The following is an 18,283-nucleotide window of genomic DNA, read 5'->3' on the forward strand; positions in this document are numbered from 1 at the left end:
CGTGCCCTCCGACTGCTCGATCAGAATCCATCGCAACTCCACCACTTTCTGCAGGCGCTGACCGGCATCCTGCAGAAGGGCGCTGTGCGCCGCGTCGGCCGGCTCCAGCGCCCTCAGCCGGGTGCCGATCTCCGTCAGCAGATGTTCGGACAACCGGTTGGCGACGACCGGAGTTTCACCAGTCGGCGAAGCGTCGCCCGCCACCCTCTGCACATAGACGACCAGCAGCTGGCGCGCCTCGTCGGTCTCCGGGCCATACTCGCGCAAGGTCCTGTCGAGCAGGATCAGCTCCGTCGCATAGTCGTGCACGTTGTGATCGATCGATTCGAACGTGTTCTTGGCCGAGTTGATCATCAGGCCGAGCACAAGCGAGGTCATGACCCCAAACAGGTTGGCGGCGAGCCGAACCACATTGTTCGTATCTTCGTCGCGATGTCTGACCGGCAGCCTGGGCCAGATCGCCATGCTGGCCAGCGGCGCCGCTGTCAGGCACAGGAAGATCATCACTGCGATCAAAGCTTCGCGCATGCGCCCATTTCTGCACGGGATGCGCCGATTGCCAATGACCCCGGCACCGATCACGTCGCGAAAGCTGCGTCGCGCGTCTTGCGCGACTGCTCCCGCCCTCAGGACACCGGTGCTGCGCCGCCCTCTTGCGTGCGCCGGGCGATGAACGCGTCGAGGACGCCGGCGGTCGCGATAGCCGATTCCGGCGGTACGAAATCGGCCAGCGCCCGTCTCCAGACACCTGTGGCGCGCTCGCTCGCGGTCTTCGACCCGCCTTGCGTCCAATTGCCGAAATTCGACCAGTCGGCGACCAGCGGTTCGTAGAACGCGGTGCGGTAGCGCGCCATGGTGTGGCCGGCCGAGAAGAAGTGACCGCCCGGCTGTACCTCGGCGATTGCCTCGAAGCCGATGGAATCGCTGTCGCCGGGCGTCGGGGCGCAGAGTTCAGCCACTGTCTGCAACGCCTCGATATCAGTGACCAGCTTCTCGAAGGAAACGCTCAAGCCGCCTTCCAGCCAGCCGGCGGCATGGATGCACATCGTCGCCCCGGCCAGCACCGAGCCCCACAGCGCGAACTGCGTCTCGTGCGCCGCCTGCGCGTCCGAAATGTTGGCCGCGCTGCCGCCGCCGGACCGCCATGGCAGCCCGGTGAAACGCGCCAGTTGGCCGGCGCCCAGCGTCGCCTTGACATGCTCCGGCGTGCCGAAGGCGGGCGCGCCTGATTTCATGTCGACATTGGAGGAGAAGGAGCCGTAGACGACTGGTGCACCGGGCCGCACGATCTGCGCCAGCGTCAGTCCCGCCAGCGCTTCGGCATGCTGCAACGTCAGCGCACCGGCGACCGTGATCGGCGCCATCGCGCCCGCCAGGCAGAAGGGCGTGATGACGGAGATCTGCCCGGCCCTGGCGAAATCGATGATGCCTTGCGCCATCGGGATGTCGAGCTGGCGCGGCGAGTTCGTGTTGATGACGGTGTAGCAGTGCGCGCCGGCAAGGAATTCGTCCTCCGACAGGCCGCGCGCCAACCGCAGCATCTCGAAGCCGTCCTCGACCTGCGGCGTGCCGCGCGCGAAGACGAACGGAAGCTTGTCGGAGAGCGTCAGCTGGGCACGGTTGACCGCATAGTGGCGAAAGCGGTTGTCGACGTCCTGCGGCTCGATGCAGGGTCCCAGCATATGCAGCACGTCGAAATGCTGCACCAGCCGTATCAGATCCTCGAAATCGGCCAGCGTCCCCGGCCTCCGGCCGCGCTCGAGATCGGTGACGTTCGGCGCCCCGCATCCGGCCAGGAAAGTCATCGAGCCGAGTTCGAGCGTCAGATCGCGAGTGTGAGCACCGCCATGAGCATGGATCGACTTCGGCGCCGAGGCCAGTGCCGCCGTCACCATATCGCGGCCGATGCGCACCATGTCGGTGTCCGGATCGACCAGGGCGCCGGCGTGGGCGAAATGTTCACGCGCCTGCGGCAACAGCACCTTGATACCGAGCTCTTCCAGCACGCGCAGCGCCGTGTCGTGGATGGCGGCAACCTGATCATCCGAAAAGATCGGCTGCGGCAGGAACGGGTTCCTCAGCGAACGGTAATTGGGGCGGCGGCTAGTTTCCGAGCCGGCTTCGCCCGTCCGTCCACGCCGGCGCTCGCGCCTGCTGTCACGTGCCGCGTCATCCATCAGAAATCCTCCTCATTGCCGCATCGCCTTGCCTTCGGGGTCGTAGGGCGAGGCCGCGATGACGCGCGCCGGCCTCTCCGTGCCGACGACATGCATCGAGAGCGCGGTGCCCTCGCCTGCGAAATCACGATCGACGAGCGCCAGCGCCAGGCTTTTGCCGACAGTATAGCCATAGCCGCCCGAAGTGACGAAGCCGACGCGCCGGCCTTGATGCCAGACCGGCTCGAAGCCGCTGGCGTCGGCGTCGATGGCATCGATCTCCAGCGTCACCAGGCATTGGCCGCTGCCGCCCTCCCGCTGTTTCAATGCCGCCTCGCGACCGGTGAAGTCACCCTTCCCAAACGCGATGAACCGGTCGAGACCGGCCTGATCGGGTGTGTAGCCCTGGGTGAATTCACGCGACCAGATGCCGAAACTCTTCTCCAGCCGCAGCGCATTCAGCGCGTAATAGCCGATCTCGGCAAGGCCGAGATCCTCGCCGGCGGCCAGCAGCGTTTCGCGCAAGCTGGCATGCATGGTGACCGGACAACTGATCTCGAAACCGAGCTCACCGGCGATCGAAAGGCGGGCAACCCGCGCGGGCACCATACCGATGTCGAATGCCCCGCAGGCCATGAACGGCAGTGCCGCGCCCGACACGTCCTGATGCGTCGTGCGCGCCAGGATTTTGCGTGCATTCGGCCCGGTCAGCAGGAAGCCGCTCATCGTGTCGGAAAGGTCTGTGACAGTGATCCCCTCCGCCGCATGGCTCTCGAACCAGCGCATGTGGAATTCCCTGAGATAGTACGAGCCCATCAGCCAATAGTCGCCGCCACCCCAGTTGATGACCGTGAGGTCGCCCTTCAGCCGCCCGTCATGGCCGAGCATCGGCGCCAGCCTCGCCTGTCCCGGCTTCGGCAGCCTGCAGGCAAGCAACTGGTCAAGCCATGCTTCGGCCCCTTGCCCCGAGACCGCATAACGCGCATAGGCCGAGATATCGACGAGACCGGCGGCACGCCGAACCTGCACCGCCTCGTCGCCGACGATGTCGAAGGCGTTGGAACGCCGCAGCGTCGTGTTCTCGCGAAACCCCATCGGTGCGAAATAGGCCGGGATTTCCAGACCCCAGGACGCCGTCCATTCGCATCCCGCCGCCGTCATGCCGTCATAGGCGCCGGGGCGTTTCAGCGGCCGGCCGGCGGGTAGCCGCTCATTGGGAAAGGTCATGACGAAGCGGCGCGAATAGAACTGGCGCGTCGTCTGCCTGAGATATTCGCGGTTGGCCGCGAAGGCGCCATAGCGGGCGATATCCATGCCGAAGATGTCGGCCTGCGGCTCACCATAGATCATCCACTCGGCCAGCGACTTGCCGACGCCGCCACCCTGGCTGAAGCCGGTCATGACGCCACAGGCAAGCCAGTAATTCTTCAGCCCGCGCACCGGCCCGACGATCGGATTGCCGTCGGGGGTGAAAGTGAAGGCGCCGTTGACCCATTTGCGGATGCCGGCCGTCCTCAGGCACGGAAAGCGCTCATAGGCCTTGGACAGTTCCGGGCTGATGCGGTCGATGTCTTCCGGGATCAGCTCGATGCCGTAATCCCATGGCGCGCCATCCATGTTCCAGTGCTTCGGGTTCTGCTCGTAGACGCCGAGCAGCACGCCCTTGCGCTCTTGCCTGAGGTAGGAAAAGCCGTCGAGATCGACCGCAAGACCGAGTTCCTTGTCGAGAGCGGCAACCTCCGGAATGTCTTCGGTGATGAAATAGTGGTGCTCCATCGGCGTCACCGGCAAGTCGACGCCGGCCATGCGGCCGAGCTGCTTTGCCCATAGCCCGCCGGCGTTGACGACATGCTCGGCCACGATCGTGCCTTGCTCGGTGACGACATCCCAGTGCCCGTCGGCACGCGCCTTCAACGCGACCACGCGGTTGCGCAGGATCACGTCGGCACCACGCTTTTTCGCGGCGCCGGCATAGGCATGCGTCGCTCCGTAAGGGTCGAGATGGCCTTCGTTGGAATCATAGAGGCCGCCGAGCACGTCGCTGACATCGACGATCGGGCAGATCTCCTTGATCTCTTCCGGTGTCACCAGGCGAGCCGTTTCGATGCCGACCGACTGGAACACGGCCCAGGCCGATTTCAGCCACTCCCAGCGCTGGGGATCGCTGGCCATGTTGACGCCGCCCGTCATGTGCAGGCCCGCGTCCTGGCCGGATTCGGCCTCGATCTCGCGATAGAGCTTGATGGTGTAGTCCTGCAGCGCCGCGACGTTGGGATCGGCATTGAGCGCGTGGAACCCGGCCGCCGCGTGCCAGGTCGAACCGGCCGTCAGTTCGGCTCGCTCGATCAGCGCCACATCGCTCCAGCCGAACCGTGTCAGATGATAGAGCACCGAGGCTCCGACCACGCCACCCCCGATGACGACTGCGCGGTAGTGCGACTTCAAGGCTTCCCTCCCCGGTTAGTCCGAAGGCTGCACCATATACGCACTGGACATATGTGTCTAGTACGATGCACGCACACCACGCTTTGTCGACTTGAGCTAGAAGGGAGTGATCAATTCTTTGGTGCGACCACAGGTTATTATCGGCGTGTGAAGAACCCGACGGGGCATTGCGCGCGCTGTCACGCAAGCATCATGTTTGCGCCGTAGACCGCTTTCGGGGAGGCGCGCGCGGCATCATCGATGCCGCACCTCTTTCAGCTCTTTCGCCATCGGCCGCTCCGGCACGCTTTGTTACAAAGAGGATCATCCATGAAACACCTGCACCGAACCGCGTCGCTCGGCGTCGCGCTGGCATTGTTCACCGCCTTGACGCCGGCGCTGGCCGACAGCACCGCGACCGTCGGCGGCATCAGCTTCGTCAACAAGGGACTGGTCGGCGTCGGCCGCATCCCGGCCAGCCAGAAGGACAAGTTCGGCGAAACGTTCGGCTCAGGTTCCGGCATGGCGATCGACACCGCCGGCTGGACGCATGGTGCCGACGGCTACAAGGGTTCGCTCTGGCTGCTGCCGGACCGCGGCTACAATGTCGTCGGCACCACCGACTACCGGCCGCGCCTCAACACGATCGGCATCGAGTTCGCGCCAACCGCGCCTGGTGCGGCACCCGCTGCCGGCCAGGAGCAGTCCGGCGTCAAGGCGACACTCGCCGACACCATGCTCCTGACCGACGACAAGGGCGCTGATGCCACGGGCCTCGACCCGCTCAACGGCGTGCGCGCAGCAAGCGGCGACATGCCGATCCTGCCCGAGGCCAACGGCAAGCTGGCGCTCGACAACGAGGCGATCGTGCGGCTAGCCGACGGCTCGATGTTCATCTCCGACGAATACGGCCCGAACATCTATCGGTTTTCCGCTGAAGGCCGCCTGCTGTCGGCGACCCAGCCGCCGGCTGCCCTCGTGCCGATGCGCCATGGCGCGCCGAACTTCGCCTCGGACAATCCAGGTCCAGGTGCTGCCGAGCCCGATCCGAAGGATCCCGATACCGGCCGACAGAACAACCAGGGCCTCGAAGGCATGGCGATGACGCCGGACGGCAAGTTCCTGATCGCCGTGCTGCAGTCGGCGCCCCGGCAGGATGGCGGCGATTCCGGCGCGACGCGCCAGAACACGCGCGCGCTGGTCTATGACGCTTCCGACCTCGCCCATCTCAAGCTGGCGCACGAATATGTCGTGCCGCTGCCGGTGTTCAAGGATGCCAAGGGCAAGACCAAGGTGGCGGCGCAGAGCGAGATCGTCGCCCTGTCCGACCAGACCTTCCTGATGCTGACCCGCGACAGCGGCAACGGCCAGGGGTTGAAGGGCGACACCTCGCTGCTTCGCCAGATCAACATCGTCGATCTCTCCGCTGCGACCGACATCGCCGGTGGCGCCTTCGACGCCGCCGACAAGCCGGTGGCACCCAAGGGCGTGCTCGACCCATCGGTGACGCCGGCCAAGCTGACGCCGTTCATCGACCTCAACGACAAGGGCGAACTCGGCCGCTTCGGCCTGCACAATGGCGCGCCGAACGACAAGAACAACCTTTCGGAAAAGTGGGAGGCGATGTCGGTGGTCAGCGTGCTCGATCCCAAGCTGCCGGACGACTATTTCCTGTTCGTGGCCAACGACAACGACTTCCTCACCCAGGACGGGTTCCAGGTCGGCGCACCCTACAAGGCCGAGGACGGCGCCGATGTCGACACCATGTTCACGGTCTATCAGGTCACGCTTCCCGGCCTCGCCAAGAAGTAACGACACGACCCAGGCGGACGCCAAGCGCGTCCGCCTACAGATCGTGAAGGCACACTTACTGCAACATCTCCGCGTCCTTCGGTACGCCCGCGTCGATCGGCTCGGCCGTCCTGTTCGACACGGCGGTGATCTTCGCGGCGGCCGACAGATTTGCGCGTACGAAGACCGGCGCGGGTCCGTTGACGCGGCCGTAGAGGTCGATGATGTCCTGGTTCATGAAGCGCACACAGCCGGACGAAGCGTTCTTCCCGATCGAATCCCACTCCGGTGTTCCGTGCAGCCGATACATCGTGTCCTTGCCGTCGCGGAAGAGATACAGCGCGCGGGCGCCTAGCGGGCTCTGCGGGCCGGGCGGCATGCCGTCCTTGTATTTCGCCAGTTCCGGCCGGCGCTGGATCATTTCCGGCGGCGGCGTCCAGACCGGCCACTTCTTCCTCGCCTGGACCACGGCGCTGCCGGTCCATCCGAAACCGGCCTTGCCCAGGCTGACGCCATAGCGGATAGCCTTGCCGCCGTCGCGCACCAGGTAGAGGAAGTGCTCGGAGACATCGACGACGATCGTGCCAGGTTTTTCTCCGGTCGGGTCGGACACGATCTGACGCACGAACTTCGGATCCATCTTGGCCACCGGGATCGCCGGCAGCTGATAGCCCTCGTCGACGCGCGCCTCATACATGGTTGCGACATCGCCGAAGGCCGGATCGCTTGGCGGCGCTGCCACTGGCGGCGTCACCACCTCCGTCGTGGTGCACGCCGAAAGAGCCACGGAGGCCGCGCCCAAAGCGGAGGCACCGAGAAACGAGCGCCTGTTCAGGCGCTTAAAAAACAGCGGAATATCGGACATGAACCCCCGGCTTACGAGTTTGATCAAGTAAGGAACGCGCCCCACGCGCCCAGAACCACTATCCGATTACGGAAGCTTTGAGAACATGATTAGATCAAGGCACGGACCGGACCTGACATAAGCCTTCGCCGAGTTGCCTTGCCATGGACGACAAGATGCCCACGCGCCGGCGCACCGGCGACCTGACCAGTGGCCCGATCCCGCGCACGCTGCTGCTGTTCGCCTTGCCGGTGCTCGGCTCCAACGTGCTGCAGTCGCTCAACGGCTCGATCAACGCCGTCTGGGTTGGCCGTTTTCTAGGCGAATCGGCGCTGACGGCTACCTCCAACGCCAACCTCGTCCTGTTCCTCATCCTCGGCACGGTGTTCGGCGTCGGCATGGCCGCCACCATCCTGGTGGCACAGTCGGTCGGCGCCCGCGACCTGCCCGAGGCGCGCCGCATCGTCGGCACCAGCGCGACCTTCTTCTTCCTCATCTCGGTCATCTTCGCGGTCTGCGGCTGGATATGGGTCGACGCCATCCTCAACACGCTCGGCACTCCGGCCGATGCCTTGCCGCTGGCGCGCTCCTATCTGCGCATCATCTTTGTCGCCGTGCCGATGATGAACCTTCTGTCCTTCGTCATGACCGTGCTGCGCGGCGCCGGCGATTCACGCACGCCCTTTTCGTTCATGGCGCTCGCCGTCGTCCTCGACATTGTGCTCAACCCGTTGCTCATCCGTGGCATCGGGCCATTCCCGGAACTCGGCATCGCTGGCTCCGCCACCGCGACGCTGATCGGCCAGACGGTCAGCGCAATCGCCATTCTGATCGTGCTCTATGTGCGCAAGCACCCGCTGCGGCTGGCCGGCGCCAACCTCGCTCTGCTGCGGCCCGACCCTGCCTTGCTGCGCATCATCGTGTTCAAGGGCGTGCCGATGGGCCTGCAGATGATCGTCATCTCGGTGGCGGCGCTGACGGTGATGGGCATCGTCAACTCCTACGGTTCGCAGGTCGCCGCCGCCTACGGCATCGCCGCGCAGCTTTGGACCTACATCCAGATGCCGGCGCTCGCCATCGGTGCGGCGGTCTCCTCGATGGCGGCGCAGAATGTCGGCGCCGGCCGCTGGGACCGGATCGGCCGCATCGCCGCCTCCGGTGTCGGCTTCAACCTGGTGCTGACCGGCGCATTGGTTGCCGTGCTTTGGCTTTTCGACCGTTCGGTGCTGAGCCTGTTCCTGAGCAACGACAGCGCTGCGATCGACATCGCCGCCCACATCAACAATGTTGCGTCCTAGTCGTTCATCCTGTTCGGCATCACCATCGTGCTGTTCGCCACCGTGCGCGCCACCGGCGCTGTGATGCCGCCGCTCATCATCCTGGTGATTTCGGTGCTGGTAGTGCGCACCGGCTTCGCCTATTTCATGCGCGGCGTAATCGGCGAGGAARCGCTGTGGTGGAGTTTCCCGGCCGGCTCGATCACCTCGCTGGTGCTGGCCGCGGCCTACTACCGCTTCGGCCGCTGGCGCACCATGCACATGATCGAGGACAGGCCGGCTGCCGGCGAGCCGCCGGATACCGGCCTTGGCGTGCCGCGCCAGCGCGCGAATATGGCGCCCGAGATGCCCAACGGCTGAAGGACAGGCGATACCTCCGCACTTCGCCGGCAACGGCGGCGTATTGATCTTCTTCCACCCGAACCGCCCCGATCCGTTCCGTCCTCAGAGGTGGTCGCCCAGCCACATGGCGGGTAGCCGCCTGTCCCGCCATCGCGTAGATTTCGCCGACAGTGGGGGAGGACTTATGGGCAAAGGCAGGGTCGAGGCATTCACCGATGGCGTCGTCGCCATCATCATCACCATCATGGTGCTCGAGCTGAAAGTGCCGCATGGCGAGGATGTTTCCGCCCTGTTGCCGTTGTGGCCGATCTTCTTCAGCTATGTGCTGTCCTTCATCAACGTCGGGATCTACTGGAACAATCTGCACAACATGTTCCACACGGTGCAGCGCGTCGACGGCCGCGTGCTGTGGGCGAACCTCAATCTTTTATTCTGGCTGTCGCTGATGCCGGTGACGACGGCCTTCATGGGCGAGAACCACTTCGCACCGGTGCCAGTCGCCGTCTATGGCATCGATCTCGTGCTATGCGCCGTCGCCTATACGATACTGGCCGCCGCACTGCATCGCCTGCACGGCAACGAGACCGCCTTTGCCAAGGCGCTGGGCAATGACCGCAAGGGCAAGATCTCGCTGAGCCTCTACATCGCAGGCGTCCTGCTGACCTTCGTCAGTCAGTGGATCGGCGTCGCGCTTTATGTGCTGGTTGCGATGATCTGGTTTGTGCCGGATAGGCGCTTCGCCCGGGTGATCGAAAAATAGTGCTTTTTGTCTGACGCGATTCCCAGGAAAGCCGCTTCACACTTTTCCTGGAATTGCTTCACTTGCGCATCGCCTTCAGTTTTTCCGCCACCGAGGCGGCAAGGTCGGCATAGCGCTCCTCCAACCGTTCCGCCGCCTTGATGATCGAGAAATCATGGCCGAATTTCTCCAGCGCCATGCGCAGCTTCTCGACGAACTCGGCTTGTTTCTCCAGGGCGGAAAAGAGCGTTTTCACCTGCGCTTCGCTGATGTCGGGGTTGGCCAGCATCTGCGGCACCTCGCGGCTCATCTGATCGCCGGTGGCGGTCTGTTCCTTCAGAATTGCGACCCAGTCCGTCAATCAGGAAATCTCCATTTCTCACGGCAAAAGTCTCCTTTTGCCGTGGCAACATGCGCAGCCTCGGCCGGGCTGGTCAACCCGGGCCAATGCATGCCGCCCGAATGGGCGCGGTGGCGTTGGGACGACGACATGCATGAAAACAAGGCCTGAAGCGCGCCGCATAAATCCCTTCGAACCCCGATGCGCTTTACGCGCAGTGAGGCTTGCGCTGGCCAGTTCCAGCGCTAAGTTCTGCGCCATCGAAAGAAGGACCCCATAGCCCATGATCACCGACGCCGAAATCCAGACCGCCCTGCCCGCGCTTGGCCCGGGCAACACCGCCGTCATCACCGGCGCCGCCAGCGGTATTGGTCTTGCGGCCGCCAAGCGGCTTGCATTGATGGGCATGAAGATCGTGCTGGCAGACATCGGCAGCGCACGCCTTGACGACGCCTCCCGCGCCGTTTCCGCGATTGCGGGCGACGATGCTGTGCTTGCCGTTGCCGCCGACGTTTCGAACGCGGATGAAGTGGACCGTCTCGCCGAAAGAGCGTTCGGCGCCTTCGGCGACGTGTCGCTGCTGATGAACAATGCCGGCGTTGGCAACAACCCCGGAAAGCCCTGGGAAAACCGCGATGCCTGGAGGCGGCTTCTGGACATCAATTTCTGGGGCGTCGTGCATGGCGTCGAGGCCTTCGCGCCGCGCATGCTGGCCTCGGCCAAGCCCGGCCTGATCGTCAACACCGGCTCCAAGCAAGGCATCACCACACCGCCCGGCAACCTCGCCTACAATGTCTCCAAGGCTGGCGTGAAGACCTACACGGAAGGCTTGGCACACGCGCTGCGCAACGAACCCGGCGCCCATCTCGCCGCCCATCTGCTGATCCCCGGCTTCACCTTTACCGGCCTCACCGAGGGCGCGACCGAAAAACCGGCCGGCGCCTGGAGCGGCGAACAGGTCATTGATTTCATGCTGGAATCCCTGACCAGGGGCGATTTCTACATCCTGTGCCCGGACAATGAGGCGGCGCGGCCGCTGGATGAAAAGCGCATGGCCTGGGCGATCGGCGACATCATCGAGAACCGCCCGGCCCTGTCGCGCTGGCATCCGGACTACAAGGAGCCTTTCGCGGCCTACATGAAGCAATGAGCGTTCTCAGAGACTGATCCTGAATTCCAGCCTTTCAAGCCGCGTGCTTCTTCGGTCCGCGCTTCTGCGCCACGGCCTTCTTTGCCGCCATGGCAGCGATCTTCTCGTCATGCCGCCTGGCCGCACGCTCGCATTTGTCACGGATCTCCTCGACCTCCGATTCGGTCAGATGTTCGATGCCGATGAAGTTGTTGTGGCCCTCGCTGACGCGGATCAGCTCGTCGAGCTTGGCCTGGATCGCCGCGCCGTCGCGGTTCTGGGTGTTCTGGATGAGAAAGACCATCAGGAAGGTGATGATGGTCGTGCCGGTGTTGATGACGAGCTGCCAGGTGTCCGAAAAGCCGAAGAACGGCCCGGTCACCGCCCAGACGACGACGATCAGGCAGCAGGCGGCAAACGTCAGCGGCAGGCCGGTGACATGGGCGACCCAGTTGGCGATCTTGGTGAAAAGCTTTTCCATGTGTCGAAATCCCTCAACGCAGCGGCACGATGAGAAACAACCGGCGACCGCTTCAGGTTCCCGGCGCAAACAAATACGTCAGGCGCAATTGGCTACACGCATAAAGGGAACAAGGCGGAAACACGCCTTATGGCTTCAATGCCACAATAGCGGCACAGGCAAGAGTGCCTGTTCCTTCCGCTACCCAGCGGGTTATCTCCAGCCCCTTCCGCCGCGCCACCCCCGCATGGCGGAAGGGGTTTCAGTCCGGTCAGATGGCGTCGTTTTCCCAGCGGTCGAGGAACGCCTCGATCGGCAATGCCTGCATGTCGGGAACCGCCCTGGCGAGCTTTTCGACCGGCCAGTCCCACCACGCGAGCGCTTCGATCCGAGCCGCGACAGTGGCCGGGAAGCGTGATCTGAGCGGTCTGGCCGGCACCCCGGCGACGATGGCGTAGGACGCTACATCATGCGTCACCACCGCATTGGCGCCGATGACGGCGCCATTGCCGATGGTGACCCCGGGCATGATCACCGCGCCATGGCCGATCCAGACATCATGGCCGATGGTCACTGCTTTCGCCTGCCGCCGCTCGCGGAATGCGGCGTCGACGCCCAGCCAGCGAAAATACTCGTTCGGCCGGTAACTGACCTTGTGCTGGGTCAGCCGCTGGATGGGGTGCTCCAGCGCGTTGATGCGGCTGTTTGAAGCGATCGAACAGAATTTGCCGATCGTCGTGTAGATCGCTTCGGCGTGGCGCTCGAAATAGGAGAAGTCGCCGACGCTCACCTCGCGCAGCACCACCCGCTCGCCGATCGAGGCATAGCGGCCGAGCTTGCAGGCCTTCAGCTCCGCGGTCGGATGGATGCGCGGCTCGGAATCCTTCGGGACGAGATTTTCGGAACGGTCCATGCGGGCGGCTTTACCCCTAGGCGGTTGGTCCCGCAAGCGGGACCAACCGTCCGTAAGCTCGGTTCCAGCCGACCCACCTATTTCGGCTTGCCGCTGGTCCACACCACGTTCTGGCCGTAGAGCGGCACGGTGGTGACCGACATCTTGGCCGAGCCGTTCTGCACTTGGCGTGAATGCGACAGGTAGATCAGCGTCTCGTTGGCCTTGTCGTAGATGCGGTTCACCACCTGCTTCTTCCAGATCAGGCTGATGCCTTGCTTGAACACTTCCTCGCCGCCTTCGCTCATATCGATGTCGCCGATGGTGATTGGGCCGGTCTGGCGGCAGGAGATCGATGAATCGGACGGATCCTCGAACCAGTTGCCCTTATGCAGGCGGTCGATGATGCCACGATCGAAATAAGCGACGTGACAGGTGACGCCCTCCACCTTCGGATCCTTGATCGCCTCGACGATGATGTCGTTGCCCAGCCAGTCGACACCGACCTTGCCGACTTCATCGGCCACCGCCGTGCCAGCGCCAAGGACAACGCACGCGGCCAACGCGCCGCCGATCAGTTTCCGCCCAATCAGTGCTTGCAAGGGAGCCTCCTGCTTCGAGTTGCCGGTCACAGGTGGGGCGACCAACCCCGCTTTGCAAGCATATACATCGACACCACTGCGGTTGCGGCAACGCGGCACTTTGCCTGGACGGGGTCGAACCGTTAAGACTGTCATGCTGGCGCGGCCTTGGGCCGGCGCCGCGATGATTCTGCGGACGGACCTTACTGATGATGCGTTCTATTCTGGTCGGCATTCTCGTCCTGATGGCGGCCGGCATCGGCTGGCTGACCTTCGACTGGTACCGCGGCCACTATGGAGGTGAGCCCTTCGGCGCCGCCTTCACGTTGGTCGACCAGAAAGGCGCGCCGATCACCGAGGCCGCCTTCAGGGGTCAGCCCAGCGTCGTCTTCTTCGGCTTCACCCATTGCCCCGAAGTCTGCCCGACCACGCTGTTCGAACTGGCCGGCTGGCTGAAGACACTCGGCGACGACGGCAAGAACCTGCATGCCTATTTCGTCTCGGTCGATCCGGAGCGCGACACGCCCGATGTGATGAACGCCTATGTCAGCAATTTCTCCGACCGCATCGTCGGCATCACCGGCGATCCGGACAAGGTCCATGCCATGGCCAAGTCGTTCGGCATCTACTGGAAGAAAGTCGACACCGGCGACGGCGACTACACGATGGACCATACCGCCTCGGTGCTGCTGCTCAACGCCAAGGGCGACTTTGCCGGCACCATCGCCTATGGCGAAAGCGCCGACACGGCCGTCGCCAAGTTGAAGCGACTGGCCGAGGGCGCATGATCCCGAACCGAAGGACCGCGTCAGCGAAAAGTGGAACCGGTTTTCGGACAAGATCATGCTCGAGCAAGACACTTAATCCATGACCCAGACGCGGCTTCATTTCATCACCGGAAAGCTCGAATCTGTCAGCATTTTCGCGGCGTTCGAGGCGGCCTTCGAGGATGAAGGCCTGCCGATCGCCGTGCTGGAGGTCGATGAAGATCGCGACATTTACGAAGTGTCGCTCTATGCCGATGGCGACGTCGATGCCGTCGAGGCGCGGGCCAAGGACATCCTTGCCGGCCTTTCCATCGCGAAGCCGATCGGCCGCGAGGCCCTGCCCGACATCGACTGGGTGGCACGCTCGCTGGAAGGCTTGAAGCCGGTGCGCGCCGGCCGTTTCTTCGTCCACGGCGCGCATGACCGCCGGAAGCGCCACAGCGGCGAACTCGCCATCGAGATCGAGGCGGGTCTTGCCTTCGGCACCGGCCACCACGGCACCACCGCCGGCTGCCTCGAAATGCTGGAAAAGGTCATGCGCCGCGAGCACCCGCGCAATGCGCTCGACCTCGGCACCGGCAGCGCGGTGTTGGCCATCGCCGTCGCCAAGCTGGCGCACATCCCGGTGCTGGCCACTGACATCGACCCGGTGGCGGTCAGGGTGGCTGCCGCCAATGCGCGGCTCAACCACGTCAAGGCGCTGGTGGAGACGGTGACCGCGCCGGGCTTTCACCACCCGATCTTTGGCAAGCGCGCGCCCTTCGATCTCATCGTCGCCAACATATTGGCGCGGCCGCTGATGCGGCTTGCACCGCAAATGGCCGATCACATCGCACTTGGTGGCTCGATCGTGCTGTCAGGCATCCTCGAGCGCCAGCGCAACGCCGTCGTCTCGGCCTATGTCGGCCAGAACTTCCGCCACGTGCGCACCTTGCACCGCGAGGGCTGGGTGACGATCCACCTCAAGCATTGAGGCCGACACGCCGGCAACGACCCAGCTTGGACCAAGCCCGGCCGGTTGTCAGTCAAGCGATGCTGTAGCAGGTTGCGCCAGCCGGAAATCGATTCCGATTTTCAGGCCCATGCGCTACATCAGTGCCGAATTCAGGGAGGCCACAATGTTCCAGACCTTCGATTCCGCGGGCGATCCGGCAGTCGGCAAGCCGCGCGTCGTGCTGCTGCGCCATTGGCTGGCCGCCAACGGGCTGGACGGCTTCATCGTGCCGCGCGCCGACGAACATCAGGGCGAGTATGTCGCCGATCGCTCGGCGCGGCTGAAATGGCTGACCGGTTTCAGCGGCTCGGCCGGTGTCGCCATCGTGCTGCGCGACCGCGCCTTCGTCTTTGTCGACGGGCGCTACACCCTGCAGGTGCGCCACGAGGTCGATCTCAACATCTTTTCGATCGAAAGCCTGGTCGACAACCCGCCAACCGCCTGGCTCAGGGACAATCTGGGTAAGGGCGCACGGCTCGGATTTGACCCGTGGCTGCACACGATCAGTGAGGTCAAGGCACTGCAGGCCTCGGCCGACAAGACCGGCGCTGTGCTGGTGCCGCTCGACAAGAACCCGATCGACATCATCTGGAAGGACCAGCCCGAGGCGCCGGTGGCGCCGGTCGAGCTCCACCCGATCGGCTTTGCCGGCGAACTCGCCAAGGACAAGCTGGCGCGGTTGGCAACGGCGATCGCCAAGGACGGCGCCACCCATGCGGTGCTGACCGACCCCTCCTCCATCGCCTGGGCCTTCAACATCCGTGGCGGTGACGTGCCGCATACACCGCTGGCGCTCGGCTTCGCCATCCTCGCAGCCGACGGATCGCATCAGCTGTTCATGGACGGGCGCAAATTCTCGCGCCAGGTCGAGGCCTATCTCACGCAGCTCGCCGAGCCACATGAGCCCGGCGAATTCGAAGCGGCGATCGTGGCCCTTGCCAAGGGTGGCGCGAAGATCGCGCTCGACCCGGTGCTGGCGGCCGACAGGCTGCGCATGTTGGTCGAAGACAATGGCGGCACGGTGGTTGCAGCAGCCGACCCCGCCCGCATTCCGCGCGCCACCAAGAACCAGGCCGAGATCAACGGTTCCCGCGCCGCGCATCGGCGCGATGGCGCTGCAGTGGCGAAGCTTTTGTGCTGGCTGGAGCGCCAAAAACCCGGCTCGCTCGACGAGATTGCCGTGGTGACCAGGCTTGAAGAGACGCGCCGGCAGACGGGCGAGGAAACCCAGATGCCGCTGCGCGACGTCTCTTTCGACACCATTTCCGGCGCCGGCCCGAACGGCGCCATCATGCATTACCGTGTGTCGCGCGCCACCAGCCGCAAGCTGCAGGCCGGCGAATTGTTCCTGCTCGATTCCGGCGGCCAGTATCAGGACGGCACCACCGACATCACCCGCACGGTGCCGATCGGCCAGCCGACCGAGGAAATGCGCGAACGCTTCACGCTGGTGCTGAAAGGCATGATCGGCATTTCGACGCTGCGTTTCCCCACCGGCACGCGCGGCTCGGAAATCGACGCCGTCGCCCGCATGTCGCTGTGGAAGCACGGCTGCGACTTCGCCCACGGCACCGGCCACGGCGTCGGCTCGTACCTGGCCGTGCATGAGGGACCGCAGCGCATTGCCCGCACCGGCACCGAAAAGCTGCTCGAAGGCATGATGCTGTCCAACGAGCCCGGCTACTACAAGGAAGGCTCCTACGGCATCCGCATCGAGAACCTGATCCTCGTGACGCCGGCGGAACAGGTCGAGGGCGGCGACATCGCCATGCACGGCTTCGAGACGCTGACGCTGGCGCCGATCGACATCCGCCTGGTGCGCACCGATCTGCTGACGCGCGACGAATTGCACTGGCTCGACGCCTACCATGCCCGCGTGCTGGCTGAGATCGGACCGATGCTCGACGGCGAAACGTTGGCCTGGCTGGAAAAGGCGACCGCGCCGCTGCCTCACGACGCGAAGATCTGATGATGGCGAAAGCTTCAAGGCAGGCGTCTTTCTCCCCGTTCTACGGGGAGAAATGCCCGGCAGGGCAATGAGGGGCAGCGCCAACCATCGAAACGGTCGCGCGGCAGAATTCCTACCCGACGAACTGCCGCGCCAGTATCAGCACCGCCGCGCCGGCGAGAAACATCGACATCAGCCCGCCGCGCAGCGAAACCACGGCGGTGACAACCAGTGCTGCCCATTCCGCCGGTCCGGCGTTCAACAGCTCCGGCGCGACCAGTGTCGTCAGCACCGCCGCCGGCACGGCATTGAGGCCGGCTTCGACGCGCGGATGGATGTTCTCGAAACGGGAGATGACCAGATGCCCGCCGATGCGCGTCAGATAGGTCGCGATCGCACCGGCGATGATGATCCAGAATGTCGTGCTCATGGCCGTGCCTTCACGCCGCTGTGGTGAGGTGGCAGGATGACGGCGAGCAGCACACCGGCAATTGCGCCGATCGAGACGTGCCAGGGCGAGCCGACCGTCTTGTAGGCAATGATCGAGGCGGCGGCGCTGGCAATGACCACCGGCAGCCACAGCGGTCGCTTGCGAAAGCCCAGGACAAGGCCGAGAAAATAGATCGGCAGCAGGAAATCGATCCCCAGCGCATGCGTGTCGGGGATCAGCTTGCCGAACACCGCGCCAATCGCGCTTTCGATCACCCAGAACACATAGACCGGCAGGCCAAGTCCGAGATACCAGGCGAAGCCGACCGTCTGGCCGGATTGTGCCCTCGCCTCGGCCACGGCGAACTGCGGATCGGTGAGGATGAAATAGCCGAGCGCCTGCTCGATGATGGGCCAGTGCGCGATGCGCCGGCCGATACCGGCGGAATAGAGCACGTGACGGAAATTGACGGCGAAGATCGACAGCACGATCAGCCAAGGCGCGACATGCTGGCCGAACAGCTGGATGCCGACCATCTGGCTGGCGCCGCCATAGACCAGCGCGCTCATCAGAAAGGCCTCGAGGACTGAGAAGCCATTGTCGACCGCAAGCGCCCCGAACAGCACCGCGAATGGCGCCGACGCCACCACGACAGGCATCGACAGCCGCACACCTTGCCAGAAATCGCTTTTCACGCTGCTTTCGGAAATTACGTCCGTCGCCATCGACTGCTCCTACTGCATGTCGCCCAAAAGTGGCCCCGGTTTTGGGACAGCGACATGCATAAAACAAAGACCTAAAGCGCGCGACGCGCTTTAGATAACGGCGGATGTAGGTGGCGTGGCCTGCCTTGTCACACGAATTCGCTTGAGCCAAATGATCAGCGGAAATGATCCAGGGCCGCTTTTTCGTAGCCCGGTCAAAGCGGTCGCGTTGGAACGGATTCAAGCGCTGCCCTACCGCTACATCGCCGATCTTCTCTATATGAGGTTTTCTTCCTTCAAGAACTCAACGACAAACCTAAACGCCAAAACTGCCGAACTGTCTCGTGACGTCACATCGTGAATGACAGCGGCAATCTTCGGTAAACAGCCTGCGACTGGTATCTCGTCGTCGTCYGGTTCGTCTAACCCACGATTTCGATTTATTTTTTCCGCCTGCCGGTGGAT

The 18,283-nt window shown here is 64.1% G+C and carries 19 protein-coding genes; 9 read left to right on the top strand and 10 right to left on the bottom strand.

Annotated features, from left to right (window positions below; translation table 11 throughout):
• From ACXJ7R_RS08600 to ACXJ7R_RS08610, 3 genes are all read right to left on the bottom strand, one after another.
• The coding region (locus ACXJ7R_RS08600) for a bestrophin-like domain (protein ID WP_457151462.1) at positions 1-528 on the bottom strand (528 nt) is incomplete at its 3' end.
• Between the two features lie 98 nt (positions 529-626).
• Positions 627-2,180, bottom strand: a complete 1,554-nt coding sequence (locus ACXJ7R_RS08605) for a trimethylamine methyltransferase family protein (RefSeq protein ID WP_457151477.1) — start codon at positions 2,178-2,180, stop codon at positions 627-629.
• A gap of 9 nt (positions 2,181-2,189) precedes the next feature.
• Positions 2,190-4,601: a GcvT family protein gene (locus ACXJ7R_RS08610; RefSeq protein WP_457151463.1), complete on the bottom strand. Its 2,412-nt coding sequence runs from the start codon at positions 4,599-4,601 to the stop codon at positions 2,190-2,192.
• Between the two features lie 309 nt (positions 4,602-4,910).
• Here ACXJ7R_RS08610 and ACXJ7R_RS08615 point away from each other — a divergent pair, with 309 nt between their 5' ends.
• Positions 4,911-6,392, top strand: a complete 1,482-nt coding sequence (locus ACXJ7R_RS08615; protein ID WP_457151464.1) for an esterase-like activity of phytase family protein — start codon at positions 4,911-4,913, stop codon at positions 6,390-6,392.
• A gap of 55 nt (positions 6,393-6,447) precedes the next feature.
• Here the strand turns inward: ACXJ7R_RS08615 and ACXJ7R_RS08620 are convergent, their stop codons facing one another.
• Positions 6,448-7,236 (bottom strand): L,D-transpeptidase family protein, encoded by a 789-nt coding sequence (locus tag ACXJ7R_RS08620; protein WP_457151465.1) that lies wholly within the window; start codon positions 7,234-7,236, stop codon positions 6,448-6,450.
• A gap of 155 nt (positions 7,237-7,391) precedes the next feature.
• Here ACXJ7R_RS08620 and ACXJ7R_RS08625 point away from each other — a divergent pair, with 155 nt between their 5' ends.
• The 3 genes from ACXJ7R_RS08625 to ACXJ7R_RS08635 all read left to right on the top strand — a co-directional run bounded on the left by ACXJ7R_RS08625 (position 7,392) and on the right by ACXJ7R_RS08635 (position 9,594).
• Complete coding sequence (locus ACXJ7R_RS08625; RefSeq protein WP_457151466.1) at positions 7,392-8,513, top strand: MATE family efflux transporter; 1,122 nt, start codon at positions 7,392-7,394, stop codon at positions 8,511-8,513.
• 27 nt (positions 8,514-8,540) lie between these two features.
• Positions 8,541-8,852: a hypothetical protein gene (locus ACXJ7R_RS08630; RefSeq protein ID WP_457151467.1), complete on the top strand. Its 312-nt coding sequence runs from the start codon at positions 8,541-8,543 to the stop codon at positions 8,850-8,852.
• Positions 8,853-9,018: 166 nt separating this feature from the next.
• Positions 9,019-9,594, top strand: coding sequence for a TMEM175 family protein (locus tag ACXJ7R_RS08635; protein ID WP_095086996.1), 576 nt, complete (start codon positions 9,019-9,021; stop codon positions 9,592-9,594).
• 58 nt (positions 9,595-9,652) lie between these two features.
• On the opposite strand, the gene ACXJ7R_RS08640 is transcribed toward ACXJ7R_RS08635, so the two are convergent.
• A complete protein-coding gene (locus ACXJ7R_RS08640) occupies positions 9,653-9,934 on the bottom strand; it encodes a hypothetical protein (RefSeq protein ID WP_184874898.1) in 282 nt (93 codons plus the stop codon).
• Between the two features lie 262 nt (positions 9,935-10,196).
• Here ACXJ7R_RS08640 and ACXJ7R_RS08645 point away from each other — a divergent pair, with 262 nt between their 5' ends.
• Positions 10,197-11,063 carry an SDR family NAD(P)-dependent oxidoreductase gene (locus tag ACXJ7R_RS08645; protein WP_457151468.1) on the top strand — a complete coding sequence of 289 codons (867 nt, stop codon included), beginning with the start codon at positions 10,197-10,199 and terminating at the stop codon, positions 11,061-11,063.
• A 34-nt stretch (positions 11,064-11,097) separates the two neighbouring features.
• Here ACXJ7R_RS08645 and ACXJ7R_RS08650 read toward each other — a convergent pair whose 3' ends face one another.
• The 3 genes from ACXJ7R_RS08650 to ACXJ7R_RS08660 all read right to left on the bottom strand — a co-directional run bounded on the left by ACXJ7R_RS08650 (position 11,098) and on the right by ACXJ7R_RS08660 (position 12,996).
• Entirely contained in the window at positions 11,098-11,523 is a 426-nt protein-coding gene (locus tag ACXJ7R_RS08650; protein WP_457151469.1) for a low affinity iron permease family protein, read from the bottom strand.
• A 250-nt stretch (positions 11,524-11,773) separates the two neighbouring features.
• On the bottom strand, positions 11,774-12,415 hold the full coding sequence (locus tag ACXJ7R_RS08655) for a DapH/DapD/GlmU-related protein (RefSeq protein WP_457151470.1): 642 nt from the start codon (positions 12,413-12,415) through the stop codon (positions 11,774-11,776).
• Positions 12,416-12,492: 77 nt separating this feature from the next.
• A complete protein-coding gene (locus ACXJ7R_RS08660) occupies positions 12,493-12,996 on the bottom strand; it encodes a CreA family protein (protein ID WP_457151471.1) in 504 nt (167 codons plus the stop codon).
• 188 nt (positions 12,997-13,184) lie between these two features.
• Between ACXJ7R_RS08660 and ACXJ7R_RS08665 the strand changes: the two genes are divergently transcribed.
• The 3 genes from ACXJ7R_RS08665 (at position 13,185) to ACXJ7R_RS08675 (ending at position 16,705) form a co-directional block, all read left to right on the top strand.
• Positions 13,185-13,763, top strand: coding sequence for an SCO family protein (locus ACXJ7R_RS08665; protein ID WP_457151472.1), 579 nt, complete (start codon positions 13,185-13,187; stop codon positions 13,761-13,763).
• A gap of 79 nt (positions 13,764-13,842) precedes the next feature.
• Positions 13,843-14,715 (top strand): 50S ribosomal protein L11 methyltransferase, encoded by an 873-nt coding sequence (locus tag ACXJ7R_RS08670; protein WP_457151473.1) that lies wholly within the window; start codon positions 13,843-13,845, stop codon positions 14,713-14,715.
• Between the two features lie 145 nt (positions 14,716-14,860).
• Positions 14,861-16,705 (top strand): aminopeptidase P family protein, encoded by a 1,845-nt coding sequence (locus tag ACXJ7R_RS08675; protein WP_457151474.1) that lies wholly within the window; start codon positions 14,861-14,863, stop codon positions 16,703-16,705.
• 112 nt (positions 16,706-16,817) lie between these two features.
• Here the strand turns inward: ACXJ7R_RS08675 and ACXJ7R_RS08680 are convergent, their stop codons facing one another.
• Together ACXJ7R_RS08680 and ACXJ7R_RS08685 are read right to left on the bottom strand one after the other, a co-directional pair.
• Positions 16,818-17,114 carry an AzlD family protein gene (locus ACXJ7R_RS08680; RefSeq protein WP_184874906.1) on the bottom strand — a complete coding sequence of 99 codons (297 nt, stop codon included), beginning with the start codon at positions 17,112-17,114 and terminating at the stop codon, positions 16,818-16,820.
• Entirely contained in the window at positions 17,111-17,839 is a 729-nt protein-coding gene (locus ACXJ7R_RS08685; RefSeq protein WP_457151475.1) for an AzlC family ABC transporter permease, read from the bottom strand. The genes ACXJ7R_RS08680 and ACXJ7R_RS08685 overlap by 4 nt, the downstream gene beginning before the upstream one ends.
• A gap of 142 nt (positions 17,840-17,981) precedes the next feature.
• On the opposite strand from ACXJ7R_RS08685, the gene ACXJ7R_RS08690 reads away from it, so the two are divergent.
• Complete coding sequence (locus ACXJ7R_RS08690; RefSeq protein WP_457151476.1) at positions 17,982-18,179, top strand: hypothetical protein; 198 nt, start codon at positions 17,982-17,984, stop codon at positions 18,177-18,179.
• Positions 18,180-18,283: the final 104 nt, after the last annotated feature.

It is taken from the genome of Mesorhizobium sp. P5_C1 (genome assembly GCF_054049815.1).

What these genes read in the sequence shown, in the direction of transcription:
- ACXJ7R_RS08675 (WP_457151474.1), top strand. Translation starts at nt 14,861, where the DNA reads ATGTTCCAGACCTTCGATTCCGCGGGCGATCCGGCAGTCGGCAAGCCG.
- ACXJ7R_RS08615 (WP_457151464.1), top strand. Translation starts at nt 4,911, where the DNA reads ATGAAACACCTGCACCGAACCGCGTCGCTCGGCGTCGCGCTGGCATTG.
- ACXJ7R_RS08645 (WP_457151468.1), top strand. Translation starts at nt 10,197, where the DNA reads ATGATCACCGACGCCGAAATCCAGACCGCCCTGCCCGCGCTTGGCCCG.
- ACXJ7R_RS08665 (WP_457151472.1), top strand. Translation starts at nt 13,185, where the DNA reads ATGATGCGTTCTATTCTGGTCGGCATTCTCGTCCTGATGGCGGCCGGC.
- ACXJ7R_RS08670 (WP_457151473.1), top strand. Translation starts at nt 13,843, where the DNA reads ATGACCCAGACGCGGCTTCATTTCATCACCGGAAAGCTCGAATCTGTC.
- ACXJ7R_RS08680 (WP_184874906.1), bottom strand. Translation starts at nt 17,114, where the DNA reads ATGAGCACGACATTCTGGATCATCATCGCCGGTGCGATCGCGACCTAT.
- ACXJ7R_RS08635 (WP_095086996.1), top strand. Translation starts at nt 9,019, where the DNA reads ATGGGCAAAGGCAGGGTCGAGGCATTCACCGATGGCGTCGTCGCCATC.
- ACXJ7R_RS08650 (WP_457151469.1), bottom strand. Translation starts at nt 11,523, where the DNA reads ATGGAAAAGCTTTTCACCAAGATCGCCAACTGGGTCGCCCATGTCACC.
- ACXJ7R_RS08685 (WP_457151475.1), bottom strand. Translation starts at nt 17,839, where the DNA reads ATGGCGACGGACGTAATTTCCGAAAGCAGCGTGAAAAGCGATTTCTGG.
- ACXJ7R_RS08620 (WP_457151465.1), bottom strand. Translation starts at nt 7,236, where the DNA reads ATGTCCGATATTCCGCTGTTTTTTAAGCGCCTGAACAGGCGCTCGTTT.
- ACXJ7R_RS08655 (WP_457151470.1), bottom strand. Translation starts at nt 12,415, where the DNA reads ATGGACCGTTCCGAAAATCTCGTCCCGAAGGATTCCGAGCCGCGCATC.
- ACXJ7R_RS08625 (WP_457151466.1), top strand. Translation starts at nt 7,392, where the DNA reads ATGCCCACGCGCCGGCGCACCGGCGACCTGACCAGTGGCCCGATCCCG.